Annotated in this window: 15 protein-coding genes, 1 tRNA gene, 1 other RNA gene, 1 pseudogene and 1 riboswitch; of the genes and pseudogenes, 12 read left to right on the top strand and 6 right to left on the bottom strand. The window is 69.0% G+C overall.

The features are described 5' to 3' along the window. Window positions 1-410 (top strand): annotated as a pseudogene (locus ABZ319_RS27425) (hypothetical protein); the annotation flags it as partial. Window positions 411-816: 406 nt separating this feature from the next. Then, window positions 817-1,053, top strand: coding sequence for a hypothetical protein (locus ABZ319_RS27420; RefSeq protein WP_354989371.1), 237 nt, complete (start codon window positions 817-819; stop codon window positions 1,051-1,053). A 121-nt stretch (window positions 1,054-1,174) separates the two neighbouring features. On the opposite strand, the gene ABZ319_RS27415 is transcribed toward ABZ319_RS27420, so the two are convergent. Beyond that, window positions 1,175-1,259, bottom strand: a tRNA-Ser gene (locus ABZ319_RS27415). An 84-nt stretch (window positions 1,260-1,343) separates the two neighbouring features. Further along, complete coding sequence (locus ABZ319_RS27410) at window positions 1,344-2,381, bottom strand: hypothetical protein (protein WP_354989370.1); 1,038 nt, start codon at window positions 2,379-2,381, stop codon at window positions 1,344-1,346. A 100-nt stretch (window positions 2,382-2,481) separates the two neighbouring features. Between ABZ319_RS27410 and ffs the strand changes: the two genes are divergently transcribed. Beyond that, an RNA gene (gene ffs, locus ABZ319_RS27405) (signal recognition particle sRNA small type) lies at window positions 2,482-2,576 on the top strand. Window positions 2,577-2,710: 134 nt separating this feature from the next. Further along, entirely contained in the window at window positions 2,711-4,006 is a 1,296-nt protein-coding gene (locus ABZ319_RS27400) for an aminotransferase class I/II-fold pyridoxal phosphate-dependent enzyme (protein ID WP_354989369.1), read from the top strand. A gap of 68 nt (window positions 4,007-4,074) precedes the next feature. On the opposite strand, the gene ABZ319_RS27395 is transcribed toward ABZ319_RS27400, so the two are convergent. The 4 genes from ABZ319_RS27395 to ABZ319_RS27380 form a co-directional block, all read right to left on the bottom strand. Then, a complete protein-coding gene (locus tag ABZ319_RS27395; RefSeq protein WP_354989368.1) occupies window positions 4,075-4,926 on the bottom strand; it encodes a methyltransferase domain-containing protein in 852 nt (283 codons plus the stop codon). Window positions 4,927-5,062: 136 nt separating this feature from the next. Then, window positions 5,063-6,595 (bottom strand): alpha/beta fold hydrolase, encoded by a 1,533-nt coding sequence (locus ABZ319_RS27390; RefSeq protein ID WP_354989367.1) that lies wholly within the window; start codon window positions 6,593-6,595, stop codon window positions 5,063-5,065. A 64-nt stretch (window positions 6,596-6,659) separates the two neighbouring features. Then, window positions 6,660-7,874 (bottom strand): DUF6596 domain-containing protein, encoded by a 1,215-nt coding sequence (locus tag ABZ319_RS27385; protein WP_354989366.1) that lies wholly within the window; start codon window positions 7,872-7,874, stop codon window positions 6,660-6,662. After that, complete coding sequence (locus ABZ319_RS27380; protein WP_354989365.1) at window positions 7,871-8,230, bottom strand: YciI family protein; 360 nt, start codon at window positions 8,228-8,230, stop codon at window positions 7,871-7,873. Before ABZ319_RS27380 ends, ABZ319_RS27385 begins: the two co-directional genes overlap by 4 nt. A gap of 115 nt (window positions 8,231-8,345) precedes the next feature. On the opposite strand from ABZ319_RS27380, the gene ABZ319_RS27375 reads away from it, so the two are divergent. The 8 genes from ABZ319_RS27375 to ABZ319_RS27340 all read left to right on the top strand — a co-directional run bounded on the left by ABZ319_RS27375 (window position 8,346) and on the right by ABZ319_RS27340 (window position 15,580). Continuing rightward, window positions 8,346-8,924 (top strand): HhH-GPD-type base excision DNA repair protein, encoded by a 579-nt coding sequence (locus ABZ319_RS27375; protein WP_354989364.1) that lies wholly within the window; start codon window positions 8,346-8,348, stop codon window positions 8,922-8,924. A 115-nt stretch (window positions 8,925-9,039) separates the two neighbouring features. After that, the gene (locus ABZ319_RS27370) at window positions 9,040-9,753 is read left to right on the top strand and encodes a hypothetical protein (RefSeq protein ID WP_354989363.1); all 714 of its coding nucleotides are present in this window, start codon (window positions 9,040-9,042) and stop codon (window positions 9,751-9,753) included. A 135-nt stretch (window positions 9,754-9,888) separates the two neighbouring features. Then, complete coding sequence (locus ABZ319_RS27365) at window positions 9,889-10,593, top strand: hypothetical protein (RefSeq protein WP_354989362.1); 705 nt, start codon at window positions 9,889-9,891, stop codon at window positions 10,591-10,593. A gap of 152 nt (window positions 10,594-10,745) precedes the next feature. Next, window positions 10,746-11,291 carry a flavin reductase family protein gene (locus ABZ319_RS27360; protein ID WP_354989361.1) on the top strand — a complete coding sequence of 182 codons (546 nt, stop codon included), beginning with the start codon at window positions 10,746-10,748 and terminating at the stop codon, window positions 11,289-11,291. 107 nt (window positions 11,292-11,398) lie between these two features. After that, on the top strand, window positions 11,399-11,548 hold the full coding sequence (locus ABZ319_RS27355) for a hypothetical protein (protein WP_354989360.1): 150 nt from the start codon (window positions 11,399-11,401) through the stop codon (window positions 11,546-11,548). Continuing rightward, a complete protein-coding gene (locus ABZ319_RS27350; protein WP_354989359.1) occupies window positions 11,548-12,726 on the top strand; it encodes a putative sulfate exporter family transporter in 1,179 nt (392 codons plus the stop codon). Before ABZ319_RS27355 ends, ABZ319_RS27350 begins: the two co-directional genes overlap by 1 nt. Window positions 12,727-12,805: 79 nt before the next feature. Continuing rightward, window positions 12,806-12,900, top strand: a riboswitch (SAM riboswitch). Between the two features lie 8 nt (window positions 12,901-12,908). Beyond that, a complete protein-coding gene (locus ABZ319_RS27345) occupies window positions 12,909-13,979 on the top strand; it encodes an LLM class flavin-dependent oxidoreductase (protein WP_354989358.1) in 1,071 nt (356 codons plus the stop codon). After that, complete coding sequence (locus ABZ319_RS27340) at window positions 13,976-15,580, top strand: ABC transporter substrate-binding protein (RefSeq protein ID WP_354989357.1); 1,605 nt, start codon at window positions 13,976-13,978, stop codon at window positions 15,578-15,580. The genes ABZ319_RS27345 and ABZ319_RS27340 overlap by 4 nt, the downstream gene beginning before the upstream one ends. Window position 15,581 lies beyond the last annotated feature (1 nt).

Raw genomic sequence — 15,581 nt, 5'->3', positions numbered from 1 at the left:
CTCCCCGACGCTCTTCCGATCATCCCCTGCAGGCGGCGCGCGGCCGGGCGACCGCGGTCGTTCCGGCCCCGATCCTGCGCCGTGACATCGAGTCGTACCCGATAGACGTGCTGCCGCAATCGGTCTCGGGGCACACCGTGATCTCCAGCGTGCACCGGGGCCCGGCCGATCTCGCTTTCGCCGGTGGCCGCGTCCTGTTCACCGCGGGCTTTCCGGGCCTGGGCTCGGTCATGCACCTCACGCACGGTATCCACGGCCTCGGTGACACGGTCACCGTCTCGGTGCACGCCGACCCGGCCGTCCTGACCGACCTCGACGACTACGCGGCCCTGCTGGACGACGCCCTGGGTGAGGTCGTGACCGCGCTGCGCGCGGGTGGCGATCCGGCGGAGTCGGATGTTCCCCGGTGATTTGCCGGACGGGTTGCCAGGTGAAAGGGCTATTTTCTAGTCACCTGTGACCTGTCGTGCTGAATGCGCTGACATTCCATGCCATCGTGCGCGTCGTGTCGCGGCGACCTGGCGGAACTGCATAACTTGGCCTCGGGTATTCCGAACACGGGATCCTGCGCACGGACTCCCGGCCGCGCGCAGTTACAGGCTGGCAGCCGCCCGTGTTCGGGTACCCGGGGTCGTCCCGCCCTGACGACTCGGGCCCCGGCCTGCAAACGGGGCCGATCGCTGTACACGGCAGCACGACACCGGCCGGCGGGTACCCAACCCAACCCCATCCGCCGGCCGGTGTCCCCGAGTCCGCGGCCGTCCCGGTGCGTGGCGCGCCCGCGGTTCGCCCCTCGAGTGGAGGACCATGACGAACGTGACGCAGACAACCCACCCCAGTGCCCTGCGCCTCCTCACGGAGATCCTCACCGCCTACGGCACCATGGACCTCTTCCTCGCGCAGGCCCGCCGCGAACTCGACTACCCCACCGAAGAACTCCCCAGGTTCGTCGAAACCACCACCCCGCCGTGGCGGCACGGCGTCCCCGATCCCGACCTCGCCGCCCTGCCGGTCCCGCCCCCGACCGGCCGTCACGCTCGCGCGGACGACTGATCCGAAGCGCGCGGCGCCGAGTCCGGCCGCGAAGTCCGCGGGGCTCGCCGCCGGAGCGCTCGACCGTGCCCGGATATGACGAAAGCCTCGGCGGACGATGTCCAGCCGAGGCTTTCGTGAGCGGAGGATAGGGGATTTGAACCCCTGAGGGCGTTAACCCAACCCGCGTTCCAGGCGAGCGCCATAGGCCACTAGGCGAATCCTCCGTGGAGGAATATACCGGGTCCGGGGCGGTAACAAGAAATTCGGTGGTCGGGGACGCTTTCTCGGACGGGCGACCGGGGTGCGGGCTACTTCTTCTTCAGGCCGTTCAGGGCCTGCTGGACCTGATCCTTGGCCACGCGCGCGACGTCGTCCTTGCTGACGGTTTCGCCCTCGCCGCGGTCGACGCTGATCTTGACCTTGACCGAGACGTTGCTGTCCTGCACGGCGACCGTGTAATCGAGCACGGTGAAGGAGGAGTAGTCGCGGGTCTCGGCGTGCCAGTAGCCCTCCGAGCCGATGCCGGTGACGTCGCCGGAGGTACGGCCGCTGCCGGTGGTGCCGGTGTCGTAGGACTTCCAGGACTCGTAGTCGGGCTTGCCGTAGGCGCCGTTGAAGGAGACGTCGAGGGTGATGTCCGCCTCATTGGTGTGGTACTTGCTGGTGGCGGACTGGCTTTCGTAGCCGGCCGTGCAGGTGAGCCGGCCGCCGGAGTAATCGGTGGGCTTGGTCTCGGTGTGCTCGGGGGCGCCGGTGGAGGTCGAGGCCCAGCGGGTTATCGAGGACGGGTCGATGAGGTTGCAGGCGTTGGTGACCTTGTCCATGGAGTAGTTGCCGTCCATGGCCGACTTCTTGTCGTCGAGCGGGCTCAGCGGATTGTCCTTCTTGCCGGACAGCCCGATGGCCACCACGCCGATGCCGACGATCGCGACCAGGCCGATCACGCCGCCGATGATCCAGCCCGTCTTGGAGCCGCCGCCCGACGGCGGGGGCGAGTAGCCGCCGTAGCCGCCCATCGGCGGTTGCGGGGGCGGCTGCTGGGCGTACCCGCTGGAGAACGGCTGGGGCCCGGGTGCGAACTGCTGCCCGGCGAAGGGCTGGGGCGCGGACTGCTGTCCCGGGAAAGGCTGGGGCGCGGACTGCTGGCCGGTGAACGGCTGCGGCGTAAAGGGCTGCGGCGCAGGGGCGTACGCCGCGCCGCCCGAGTAGTTCAGCATGGTCGGGTCCACGCCGGTGACCGGTGCGCCCGCGTCGGCGGCGGTGGGCGGGGTGTCCCACCACTGGGCGGTTTCCTGGTGCCGGGCCGGGTCCTGCGGGTCGCCCGATCCTGGATTGGAGCTAGTCACTACAGGTTTTCCCCTCCGGTGCTGAGCGGGTCCCCCCGCCTGTCGGAAGGATCGTAACGACCCGATGCGGCGCGAGTCTCGGTGAGCCGCTACACTGGCCGACGGATCCAGCGCGGCGCGCATCCTGTGAACTCCCCCAGGGCCGGAAGGCAGCAAGGGTCAACGGGCTCTGCCGGGTGCGCTGGGTCCCCTTTAATTTCCGGGGTCTTCGCCCGGTTGCGACGGTGGAGATACCTCCCCGTCGGCGGTGGCTACCAAGTAACGTGATCCGGGTCGGCGCTTTGGCGCAGACAGGACAAAACACCCCTAGCCCCTGGAAAGGCTGCACAATGCCCCGGCAGACGCAAATTGGTTTGATGAGCCATGCGGAACTCGTAACCGAACACGAGACGCAGACCGCGAACTACGCGACGCTCCAGACCGAAAAGCTGACGCTGGACATTACGCGCGGTAAGCCCGCGCCCGAGCAGCTGGACCTGTCGCTGGACCTGCTCTCGCTGCCGGGCAACGACGACTACCGCGATGGTTCGGGCACCGATGTGCGCAATTACGGTGGCCTGCACGGCCTGCCGGAGCTGCGCGCCATCTTCGGCGAGCTGCTGGGCATCCCGGTCGCCAATCTCATCGCGGGCAACAACGCCAGCCTGGAGTACATGCACGACGTGATCGTGTACTCGATGCTGCACGGCAACGCCGACTCCGAGCGGCGCTGGGCCGATGAGCCGGTGCTCAAGTTCCTGTGTCCCGCACCGGGTTACGACCGGCACTTCGCCATCACCGAATCGCTCGGCATCGAGATGATCCCGATTCCCATGGGTCACGACGGGCCGGACGTGCGCGCCATCGCCGAACTGGTGGCCACCGACGCGAGCATCAAGGGCCTGTGGGCGGTGCCGAACTACTCCAACCCCACCGGCGTCACCTTCTCCGAGGCCGTGGCGCACGAGCTGGTCTCCATGCCGACCGCCGCGCCCGACTTCCGGCTCTTCTGGGACAACGCCTACGCGGTGCATCCGCTCACCGACATCGCCGACCCGGTGATCGATGTGATCGGCCTGGCCGCCACGGCCGGAAACGCCAACCGGCCCTACGTTTTCGCGTCCACCTCGAAGATCACCTTCGCGGGCGCGGGCGTGAGCTTCTTCGGCGCTTCCACCACGAACCTGGACTGGTTCCTGAAGCACGCGGGCAAGAAGAGCATCGGCCCGGACAAGGTCAACCAGCTGCGGCACCTGCGCTTCTTCGGCGATGCCGAGGGCGTGCGCGCCCACATGCAGAAGCACCGCGCCATCCTGGAGCCGAAATTCCAACTGGTGCTGCGCATTCTGGAGGATCGCCTGGGCGCCTCGAAGGTGGCGTCCTGGACCGAGCCCAGGGGCGGCTACTTCATCAGCCTGGACGTGCTCGAGGGCACGGCCAGCCGCGTGGTGGGGCTGGCCCGGCAGGCAGGCATCGCGCTGACCCCCGCCGGTTCGTCCTTCCCCTACGGTAAGGACCTGGAGGACAAGAACATTCGCCTCGCTCCCAGCTTCCCCTCGCTCGGCGATCTGGAGAAGGCCATGGACGGCGTCGCGACCTGCGTCCTGCTGGCCGCCACCGAGAAGCTGCTCGCCGACGCCGAATAGGCCCCCCGGCGGTCACTGTCGAATCGAAGGCGCGCACCGAACACGGTGCGCGCCTTTGTTTTCGGCGGTCAAGCCTTGTGGGCCAGTACGGCGAAGATCGTCACCGACAGGTGGATGTCGCCGCTCTGCGCGCCCGCCTCCAGATCGGCGATCAGCTGATCGCGCTGTTCCTGGGTGATGGAACCGCGCGCCACGGACAGGTCGGCGATGCGGGCCACCAGCGCGCCCGCGCCGATGCCGCCGTCCTGGATCAGCGCGTGGGAGCCGATGTCGTCGACCACCAGACCGGCGGCGCTGAGCTGCCCGGCGAGCCTGCGCCCGGCGAAGGGGTTGGTGGTGCCGGCGATCATGGTCTCGATGACCTTGCCGACCACCTGCCGGTCGCCCGGGTGCACGATGGCGGTGCCCCAGTCGCTGTCCATGACCACGACGCGGCCCCCCGGTTTCAGCACGCGGGCGATTTCGCCGACCGCGCGCGCCGGGGAGGTCAGGTGCTGGAACACGCGTTCGCACAGCGCCACGTCGAAGCTGTCCGAGCCGAACGGCAGTCCGTAGGCGTCGCCGGAGACGAAGGCGGCGGTCGATCCGGTCTGGGCGGCCCGGCGTTCGGCGGCGGTCAGCAGTCGCGGGTCCGGTTCCACGCCGACCGCGGTGCCGGTGGCCCCGACCGCTTCGGCGAATCGGATGACCTCGGACCCGGTGCCGGATCCGATGTCGACCGCGCTTTCTCCGGCCCGCGTCGCGAGGGCGTCGTGCGCCCAGTTCCGCAGTCGCCGGATGCCGGGTAGCGCGGCCTGTAAGTCGTGTACGTCGACCAGTTGATCCTGGCCCTCTCGATCGAAACGGTCCGGTCGCAGTCCGGACCCGGCGCCATCGTGCGGCGCGGTTCCCGCTGTGTCTACAGCCATGGTGTCGGGCATGTCGCCGAGCCTAGTCGTGACGCGCGTCACCGCAACGCGGGCAGAAAGGACGATCGAACGATGCCGCCCGCGGTGCGGCACATCGCCCTGCTGCCCCCGTACGCCGCCGAGTCCGGGCGGTCACGCGAACCGGCTCCTAGCGGGCGAAGAACGTGCGCAGGACCGGTGCGAGTCGTTCCGGGTCGGCCAGGATGCCGTGGTCCGCGCCCGCGATGCCGAGCGTCTCGGCCCCGGGTACGGTCGCGCCGACCGCCCGGGTGCCCGCCGCGAGCCACGGCCAGGTCCGATCGCCGTACACCGCGAGCACCGGCGCGGCGATCCCGGCCAGCCGGGCGGCCGGCGGGGCGAGGTCGTCGCCGCAGACCAGGGCGTCGTACGGCAGCCCGCCCGCGTTGGCCACGAGGAACGCCCAGTCGTCCGCGGCGCGCATGCCCGCCACCATCTCGGCGGGCACGCCGACGTTCTGTTCCAGGAACAGCGTCACCGCCGCGTCGTTCTCGCCCGCGCGCACCAGCTCCGCGAGCCGCTCGCGGGTGCCCGCCGCCGGGGCGGGCCGGGTCCCGTCGGTGAGGTACGGGGTCTCGTAGACCGCGACCCGATCGATCGGGAGGCCGTGCATCAGCCCCTCCAGTGCGAGGATGCCGCCCGAGGAATGACCGAAAACGCTTGCGCGCCCGCCCATATGGGCGATCACGGCGGCCAGGTCCTCGATTTCGGACTGCGTCGCGTAGTCCGCGGCGCGGTCGTCGCTGCCGCCGCGGGCGCGCCGGTCGTAGGTGACGGCGGTGAAGTCCGGCGCCAGTGCCGCGGCCAGTGCGGCCACGGTGGACCGGTCGTTGAACGCGCCGCCGATGAGGATCACCGGTGCGCCGCTGCCGATGACATCGACGGCGATGGTGCTGCCGTCCCGCGAGGTCACGGTGGATGTACGCGCGGTGGTGCCGGCCGGATCGTCGGCGGTCGTGTCGTCGGCGGTCGTGGCGGCGGTGCCGCCGGGACGGTCCGGGGTGGTGCGGGGGATCCGGAAGCTGAGGTGGGTGGCGTCGGCGGAGTCCACGACCCGGTAGCGCTCGAGTTCCACGATTCCGGCGGGGAGGTTGTCGAACAGACGGGTACCTCGGCCGAGCAGGACCGGCACGACGTGGATGTGCAGCTCGTCGACGAGGCCCGCGGCCAGCGCCTGCTGCACGATGGACGCGCCACCGGAAATGTGCACGGCCTTGCCCTCGCCCGCCGCGCGGCACACCGCGCGCGCCCTTTCGACGGCCGCGGCCACGCCGTCGGCCTCGAAGTGGAAGATGGTGCCGTCGGCCAGGATTCGTGATTCCCGCGGCCGGTGGGTGACCACGAAGGTAGGCACGTGGTACGGCGACTCGACGTCCCATTCGTCGCCCGCCGAATCGAACATCCGCCGGCCCAGCACGTATGCCCCGGTGCGTTCGATGCGTTCGGCGATCAACTCGGCTTCGGGATCGGTGACAGCCGTCGCCGCCGCGTCGCTCGACAGTCCGTGCTGCTCCTGCCAGACGAAATGTTTGACGACCCAGCCGGTGACGCGGAAGAAGCCGTCATCCAGGTACGGCGGCTTGCGCGCTTCGAGTCCGCAGACGAAGCCGTCCAGCGACACGGTCATATCGGCGGCGACGACGGGTTCGGTGGTGGTGATCATGGCGGTGCTCCCTCGGTTGGCCTGTGGTGCTTTCGCGAGGTGGTCGGAGACGTCGCCGGAATCTCTACATCGTCAGCGCGGAAATTTTCTTCGCGAGATAGCGCTGCTCAGGGGCACTGTCGGCGCGAGCCGCGGCGGCGCGGTAGTCCCGCGCGGCACCCGCGCGGTCGCCCTCGAGTTCGCGCAGATGCGCGCGGGTGGCCAGCAGCCGGTGGTGCCGGGCCAGCCGTTTGTCGGATTCGAGTTCGGCGAGGACGGCGAGTCCGGCCGCGGGTCCCCGCACCATCGCCACGGCGACCGCGCGATTGAGCGCGGTCATGGGATTGGGCGCGATCCGCCCGAGCAGGTCGTAGAGCGCCAGTATCTGTGGCCAATCGGTGGTCTCGACGGTGGCGGCCTCGTCGTGGACGGCGGCGATGGCGGCCTGGAGTTGGTACGGGCCGACGTCCCCGCGCGCGAGGGTCGCGGTGATCAGCTCGACGCCCTCGGTGACGCGGGCGTGATCCCAGCGCCCGCGATCCTGCTCGTCGAGCGGCACCAGATCCCCGGCCGAGTCCACGCGCGCGGCCCGGCGCGCGTCGGTGAGCAGCATCAGGGCCAGCAGTCCCGCCACCTCGGTGTCCTCGGGCAGCAGATCGAAGAGCATGCGCGCGAGCCGAATTCCCTCGTCGCTGAGATCGGGCGCGGTGAGATCCGTTCCGGCGGTGGCCGTGTAGCCCTCGTTGAATATCAGGTACAGCACGTGCAGCACCGCGGACAGCCGGGCGGCGCGCTCGGCCGGCGGCGGCATGACGAAGGCGCGACCGGCACTGTCGACGGTCTGTTTGGCGCGGGTGATCCGCTGTGCCATGGTCGCTTCCGGCACCAGGAAGGCGGCGGCGAGTTGCGCGGTGCTCAGGCCGCCGACCGCGCGCAGGGTGAGCGCGATCTGGCTCGGGGGAGTGAGCGCGGGATGGCAGCACAGGAACAGCAGCGCCAGCGAGTCGTCCCGCGCGGGCGTCTCCTCGCTCTCCGGGGTGGCGGCCGCGTCCTGCTCCTCGCGCCGGCGCCGGGCCGATTCGCTGCGGATCTCGTCGATGAGCCTCCGCTGCGCGACGGTCACCAGCCAGCCGCGCGGGTTGTCGGGCATGCCCTCGCGCGGCCACTGGGTCGTCGCGGCGAGCATGGCCTCCTGGGTGGCGTCCTCGCAGGCGGCGAAGTCGCCGTAGCGCCGGACCAGCGTGGCCAGCACGCCCGGCGCGAGCTCGCGCAGGACGGCCGCGATCGGGCTGCCGGTCACTGTCCCGGCGACTCGTGCAGCACCGGCCACACCTCCACCGGGGATCGGTCGGCCATGGGTATGTCCGCGGCGATCTCGCGCGCCCGCTCGGCGCTCGTGACGTTCAGCAGGTAGAGGCTGGCCAGGTACTCCTTGGTCTCGAGGTAGGGACCGTCGGTCACCACCGGCGCCCCGTCCCGGCGCAGCACCAATTCCGCCGTGTCCGAGTCGCCGAGGCCGTAGGCGCCCAGCAATTCTCCGGTCGCGCGATAGCGCGCGTTCCACGCTTCCTGCTCGGCCACGACCCGCGGCCAGTCCGCGGGCGGGATCGATTCCCATTTCTCGGTGTTGCCGTAGATGAGCAGCAGGTACTTCATGGTTCGACAAACTCCCAGATCCCGGTGAGCGGGTCAACCGGCCGCGGCGGCCACCGGCGGACCCGTTTCCGTGACCCGTGTCACCGCGCCCCGCGCCGGATGGGATGATTGGCCGATGGTGAGCCGCGCGCTGTGTATCGCTCAGGAACCGGAAGCCGACGCCCTGCTTTCATCCGATGATTTCGCCCTTTTGGTCGGCATGACGTTGGACCAGCAGTTCCCCATGGAACACGCGTTCCGGGGCCCGCAGAAGATCGCCGACCGAATGGGCGGGTTCGACATCCGCAAAATCGCGGACGCCGATCCGGCCGAATTCGAGGAGCTGGGCGCGACGCCCCCGGCAATTCATCGTTACGGCCGTTCCATGGCCCGCCGGGTGCAGGAGCTGGCCCGGTTCATCGTCGAGAACTATGACGGCAAAACCGCAGGTCTGTGGACCGACGGCGATCCGGACGGGAAAGAGGTCCTGAAACGCCTCAAAGCCCTCCCGGGTTTCGGCGATCAGAAGGCGCGAATCTTCTTGGCCCTGTTGGGTAAACAGGACGGTTTGCAGGCCCGCGGCTGGCGCGAAGCCGCCGGCGCATACGGCGAACAGAACTCCCGTCGCTCGGTAGCCGACGTCACCGACGCCGAATCCCTGGGCCAGGTCCGCGAATTCAAGAAGCAGGCCAAGGCGGCCGCCAAGGCGAAGTAGTCAAGCCCATATCTCGATCGAATCAAGCTGGTTTTTAACCTCCTCGTTCTGCGTCGTTTGCTTGATGCTTGCCGCTATCAAGTTCGTTTTCGGCAGTGGCGAGGAAGCAGTACCAATGAAGATGAGGAAGTTCGCCGGAGTTGCGGCGCTGGTAGTTACGGCGCTCGGCCTGGCCTCCGGGACCGCCGGTGCGTCCCCGGTCAAGGCTGACGAGGGCGTAATCAATTACACCCAGACCACCACCGAGACCCAGTCGATCATCAGCACCGATGCGGGCTCGCTGGTCGTCGAAGACGGAATCTTCAAGGTGAAGGCCGCCAATGGCACCGTGGTCGCCGGCACCGAATTGAACTTCCGTGTCGACGATTTCGTGTTCCCGATCGCCGCGGACATCTCGGGCAATACCGCGACCCTGACCCCGAAGTTCGATCTGGCGAGCGCGGTCTACAAGCCGGTGGCCCTGCCCTACGAGAACGTGGCGCCGTGGAAGACCGAGTACGAGCGTGAGGTCGCTGCCTGGACCCGCCTGACCAGCACCATCAGCATGGGCGCCGCGGTCGGCACCGTCGTCGGTGGCATCGGCGGCGCGGCGGTGGGTTGCATCCTCGGCGGCGCTGTCGCCGGTACCGCGGGTCTGGCGACCGCGCCGATCACCGCCATCTTCGGTCCGCTCGGCGCGGCCGCCGTCGGTTGCGTCGCCGGTATCGCCGCGCTGGGCTTCCTCGGTGTGCTGGCGGGTCAGATTCTGGTCACCGCACCGGTAGCGATTCTCGCAGCGGTGCAGTACTTCACGACGATCAACCAGCCCTTCACCCCGCCGGCCAAGTAATTCGGCAGCATCTTCTCGAGGGTGTCGCGACGAGTGTTCATCGTCGCGGCACCCTCGAGTCATATTCCGTTCGTTGCCTGCGGTTTGTATTCCTCCGTTCCCCCTGCGGATCTGCCTGATGAGGAAAACGACAACATGCTTTCGAAGAAATTCGCCGCCACCGCGGCGTTGCTGATCGCCGCCATGGGCATCGCCGCCGGTACCGCGGGTGCGGCCCCCGAGGCCCCCGCCGATCAGGGCGTCATCAACTACGCCGCCACCACCACCGATACCAGCACCATCATCCGGACCGACGCGGGTTCGATGGTCGTCGAGGACGGCGTCTTCAAGATCAAGGCCGCGAACGGCGCCACCGTCGCCGGCACCGAGTTGAACTTCCGTGTCGACGATTTCGAGTTCCCGATCGCGGCGAACATCTCGGACAACGTCGCGACGCTGACCCCCGAGCTCAATGTCGACAAGGCCGTCTACAAGCCGGTCAACCTCCCGTTCGAGAACGTCGCACCGTTCAAGTCCGAGTACGACCGTGAGCAGGCCGCCTGGAAGCGCATGGTCGACACCATCTCCATGGGTGGCGCCATCGCGACCCTGACCGGTGGTCTCGGCGGCGCGGCCATCGGCTGCCTCGTCGGCGGTTCGATCGTCGGTCTCGCGACCGCCGCGCTGACCGCGATGTTCGGCGCGCTCGGCGGCGCGGTCGTGGGCTGCCTGACCGGTATCACCACGGTCGGCTTCCTGGGCACCCTCGCGGGGCAGATCCTGATCACGGCCCCGGTCGCGATCATCGCCGCGGCCAACTACTTCATCACCATCAACCAGCCCTTCGTGGCGGCCAAGTAGTCCGCCGCACTGCCGGTCCTGCAACGTCCGGTGTGCCGGACCACCGGAACCCGCTCGGTCCTCGTGACCGGGCGGGTTCCGCGTTTTCCACGGCTCGAATCCGCGTGAGCTGAAACCTGTTGCCGGGTAGGGCCGGATGGTGGAGTGGGGAGATGGCTGAGCTGACCTCGATTCGCGGCGAAGCGGCCGCACTCTCCTCCGGCGACGTCGCCGCACTCACCTCGGTGGAGGGGGTGGAGTTGCGGAAGACGTTCGCGCACTTTCCCAGCGGGATCGTCGCGGTGTGCGCGCGAATCGGGGGTGCGCCGCACGGTCTGGTGGTGAGCACCTTCGTGCCGGTCTCGCTGGACCCGCCGCTGGTGGCCATCTGCGTGCAGTACACCTCGGAGACCTGGCCGCGGCTGGAGAAGGCGAGCCGGCTCGGGCTGAGTCTGCTCGGCACCGGGCAGGACCAGGTCGCCAAGGAGCTGAGTTCGCGCTCGGGCGACCGGTTCCGGAGCGTGGATCTGCACACCGGGCACGGCAACGCCGCGTTCGTCGGCGGGGCCACCATCTGGCTGGAAACCTCGGTGCACGAACAGGTTCCGGCGGGCGACCACGCCGTCGTGCTGCTGCGCGTGCATCGACTCAGTACGCATCCGGCCACCGAGCCGCTGGTGTTCCACCAGAGCGGATTCCGCTCGTTGCGATCCGCCTGAGCTGAAACCTGTTCCCGGAAAACCGCCGGTGCTGCACTGAAAAGGCCGGGCGGGAGGCACTTTCGCCCGGACCGAGAAGGTAGTTCGGCGAAAGTGAGAAACCGGTTATGGCACAGGACGAAACCGCCGGGGAGCCGGTCGCGGCGCCGGCCGGCCGATGGTCGTGGCTCAGCGAGGACTGGCTGGCCGTCATCGCCGGGCTGACGCTGCTGACCCTGGTGCTGACCGGCATCCTGCCGGACGGGCTGGTGCCGTGATGAGCGAGACCACCGCGAATACCGCACCGGCGCAACCGGAAGCGGATCCGAAGACCGCCGCGACGACCGAACCCGCCGCTGCTCCACGAGCGGACGAGCTCTCGCGCGGCAACCGCGTCGGCCTGGCCGTCGCGGGCATCGCGGTGGTCGTGCTGCTCGGCGCGATCACCCGCTACCTGGAGGTCAACGTCCCCAAGTGGGCGGTGGACACCCCCTTCGCGAAGATCGCCAAGAGCGTCGAGTTCCCCATCTACGCCATCATTCTCGGCCTGCTGGGCAACGCCCTGCTGTGGAAGCTCGGCCTGCGCGAACGCCTGTCGGCCGGCTTCCGGACCGAGTTCTTCATCAAGACCGGCGTCGTCCTGCTCGGCGCGTCGATCAACCTGAAGATCCTGGCCACCGCCGCCGGTCCGGCGATCCTGCAGGCGCTGCTGCTCATCACCGCCGTCTTCGGCTTCACCTGGTGGTTCGGCGGCGTGCTCGGCATCGACGATCGGCTGCGCGCACTGCTGGCCTCCGCTGTCTCCATCTGCGGCGTGAGCGCGGCCATCGCGGCGGCGGGCGCGGTGCAGGCCAAGCGCGAGCAGCTGGCGTACGCGGCCTCGATGGTCGTCATCTTCGCGCTGCCGTCCATCTTCCTGCTGCCCTGGCTGGCCGATGTGTTCGGTCTCTCGGACGCGGTGGCGGGCGCCTGGATCGGCGGCAACATCGACACCACGGCGGCGGTCGCGGCGGCGGGCGCGCTGGCGGGTGAGGAATCACTGCAGATCGCGACGATCGTCAAGACCACCCAGAACGCCCTGATCGGCCTGGTCGCCATCGCCCTGACCGCGTACTTCGCGCTGCGGGTCGATCGCACCGGCACCGCCGAGCGGCCCTCGATCGGCGAATTCTGGGCCCGTTTCCCGAAATTCGTGCTGGGCTTCATCGCCGCCTCGGTGATCGGCACCCTGTACGTGCAGTACGCCGACAAGCCCAAGCCGGTCATCGCCACGGTGAACGATCTGCGCACCTGGTTCCTGATCTTCGCCTTCGTCTCCATCGGTCTCGGCTTCTCCGCCAAGGGGATTCGTGAGGCGGGTCCGCGCCCCATCGTGGTCTTCGGCGCCGCGACGCTGGTGAATCTGGCGGTGGGCCTGGGCCTTTCGGTGCTGCTGTTCCACAGTTTCCAGCCCTGATCCCGGACGTCGCCGGCCGGGTTGAATTCACGTTGATCCGGACCGGCGACAGCGGCGGCGAAGCTTCGTAACGTCATCGGCACCATCCAGAGCGACCGAGAGACCTGGCTCGCAGAAGTCGCAGCAACCCCCCGGGCTCCCGGGTGCGGGTGCTTCCGTCAGGACCGATGGAGGACCATTCGATGAAGTTCCTGCTGCTGACGCTGATCACGCACACCCCGGATCCCGTCACCGGCGTCACCGAGACCGCGCGTGCGCGCCTGCGCCGGGTCGTCGACAGTGCGCGCCTGGCCGAGGATCTCGGGTACGACGGCTTCGCGGTGGGGGAACGGCACGAGGACCCCTTCATCTCGGCCGCGCCCCCGGTGGTGCTGAGCCATATCGCCGCCGTCACCTCCCGCATCGCGCTGTTCACCGGCGTCACCACGCTGAGCCTGCTGGATCCGGTGCGCGCCTTCGAGGACTACTCCACCCTGGACAATCTCTCGGACGGCCGCCTGGAGCTGATCATCGGCAAGGGCAACGGGGCCGCGCAGGCCCAGCTGTTCCACGTCACCGTCGATGACCAGTGGGAGCGCAATCGCGAAGGCTACGACCTGTTCCGGCGACTGTGGGACAGCGACAGCGTCACCTGGTCCGGGAAGTTCCGGCCGTCGCTGACCGCGGCCAAGGCGCTGCCGCGGCCGTTGCAGCCGCGCCTGCGCATCTGGCACGGCAGCGCCACCAGTCACGAGTCCGCGGATTACGCGGCCCAGCACGGTGATCCGCTGTTCTCGGCCAATGTCACCAATCCCGTGCAGCCGTACGCCGAGCTGGTCGCGCACTACCGCGAGCGCTGGGCGGCCTACGGGCACGACCCGGCGCAGGCCCTGGTGGGCGCGGGTACCGCCGGTTTCCTGGTGGCCCGGGATTCGCAGGAGGCCGTGGACGCCTACCGCCCGCTGTTCGCCGCCCGGCAGGCCGCGGCGCGAAAGTTCGATATCCCCATAGTTTTCGACACCGTCGAGGATTTCGTCGAGCGATCCTCGGCCCTGGTCGGCAGTCCCGCGCAGGTGCTGGACAAACTGCACCGCTATCACGAGGCGCTCGGGCACGAGGTGGTTCACCTCAGCGCCGATGGCGACGGTCGCACCGACAAACAGCACCGCGAAAGCCTCGAACTGTTCCAGGCGGAGGTGGCGCCCGAATTGCGCCGCCACATTCCGAGCCGTCCGCTCGGCGCCGATCGCTACCCCTCCGGAGACCCTCGATGAAACGCCCCCTCGCCCTCGTCGGCACCGTAGCCGCCGCCCTGTCCCTCGCCGCGTGCGGTGGGGCCGATGGCGGCAGCGGGGAGCCGTCGGGACCGCCACAGCCCGGCGGCACCCTGCGCTACGGTCTGTCGACGGCCCCGTCCTGCTCGGATCCGGCGCAGTCGGGAACGAATCAGACGATCTACGTGACCCGGCAGATCGTGGATTCGCTGACCGATCAGGATCCCGAGACGGGCAAGATCACGCCGTGGCTGGCCTCGAGCTGGTTCGTCAGCCAGGACGCCAAATCGTTCCGGTTCCAGCTGCGCGAGGGCGTGACCTTCAGCGACGGCACCCCGCTGACCGCGGATTCGGTCGCCAAGAACTTCGATTCCATCGTCGCGCTGGGCGGTGCGAAGGCGCCGCTGGCGGCGAGCTACCTCTCCGGCTACGCCGGCAGCAAGGTCATCGACGCGCGCACCGTGCAGGTGGACTTCAACGCGCCCAATACCCAGTTCCTGCAGGCGACTTCGACGTCGCAGCTGGGCATCCAGGGTGATGCGACCCTCGCCAAGTCGGCCGACGACCGCTGCCTCGGCGGCAATGTCGGCAGCGGACCGTTCACCTACGCGGAGTGGAAGCAGGGCGCCTCGGCGACCCTGGCCAAGCGGATCGGATACAACTGGGGCTCCTCGGTTTTCGCCACCCAGGGCGAGGCGTACCTCGACAAGATCGTCTTCACCGTGGTCCCGGAATCGGGCGTGCGCACCGGCAGCCTGGCCTCCGGCCAGCTCGACGCCATCAGTGACGCGCTGCCGCAGGATGTTCCGCAACTCGAGGCCGCGGGCGCCCGGGTGCAGTTCACCTCGAACCCGGGGCTGCCGTTCGGTTTGCAGCCCAATGTGACGCGCGGACCGCTCACCGATCCGGCCGTGCGCACGGCCCTGCTGACCGGCATCAACCGCCAGGAACTGGTGGACACCGTCCTGGGCAAGCAGTTCAAGACCGCGAGCAGCGTGCTCGCTTCGCGCACACCGGGTTACACCGATCTGTCGGATCGGCTGAAGTTCGACCAGGACGCCGCGAAGAAGATCCTCGACCGGGCGGGCTGGGCGCCCGGGGCCGACGGCATCCGGGTCAAGGACGGTCAGCGCCTGGCCGCCTCGGTGATGTACGCCCCGGCGTTCGCGGGCAACCAGGCGATTCTGGAACTGACCCAGCAGCAGCTGCGCGGTATCGGTTTCGAGCTGAAACTGGAGCAGGTCTCGGTGGCGGAGTCGACCGCCCGGCAGAACGCCAAGAACTTCGATTTCAACTACTACAACACCACGCGCGCCGACGGTGACATCCTGCGCACGACGTTCGGGGTGGACCAGCGCAATCTCAACGGCCGCGGTCCGAACGAGAAGCTGGACGCGCTGCTGAGCGGACAGCTCTCGGCCACCGATCCGGCCGAGCGCACCCGCCTGCTGAGCGCGGCGCAGGGCGCGGTGCTCGACGAGGGCCTGTGGATTCCCACGGTGGAGCTGTCCCAGGCCATCGGCGTCGGCAAGAACGTCGCGGACGTGAAGTTCGAGGCCTCGGCCCGGCTGCAGTTCCACGACACCTGGATCCGGCGGTAAC

Source organism: Nocardia sp. NPDC005978 (assembly GCF_040614455.1).
Classification (GTDB): Bacteria; Actinomycetota; Actinomycetes; order Mycobacteriales; family Mycobacteriaceae; genus Nocardia.
Note: the sequence above shows the minus strand (reverse complement) of the source record. Positions and strands in the feature narration are given on the sequence as shown.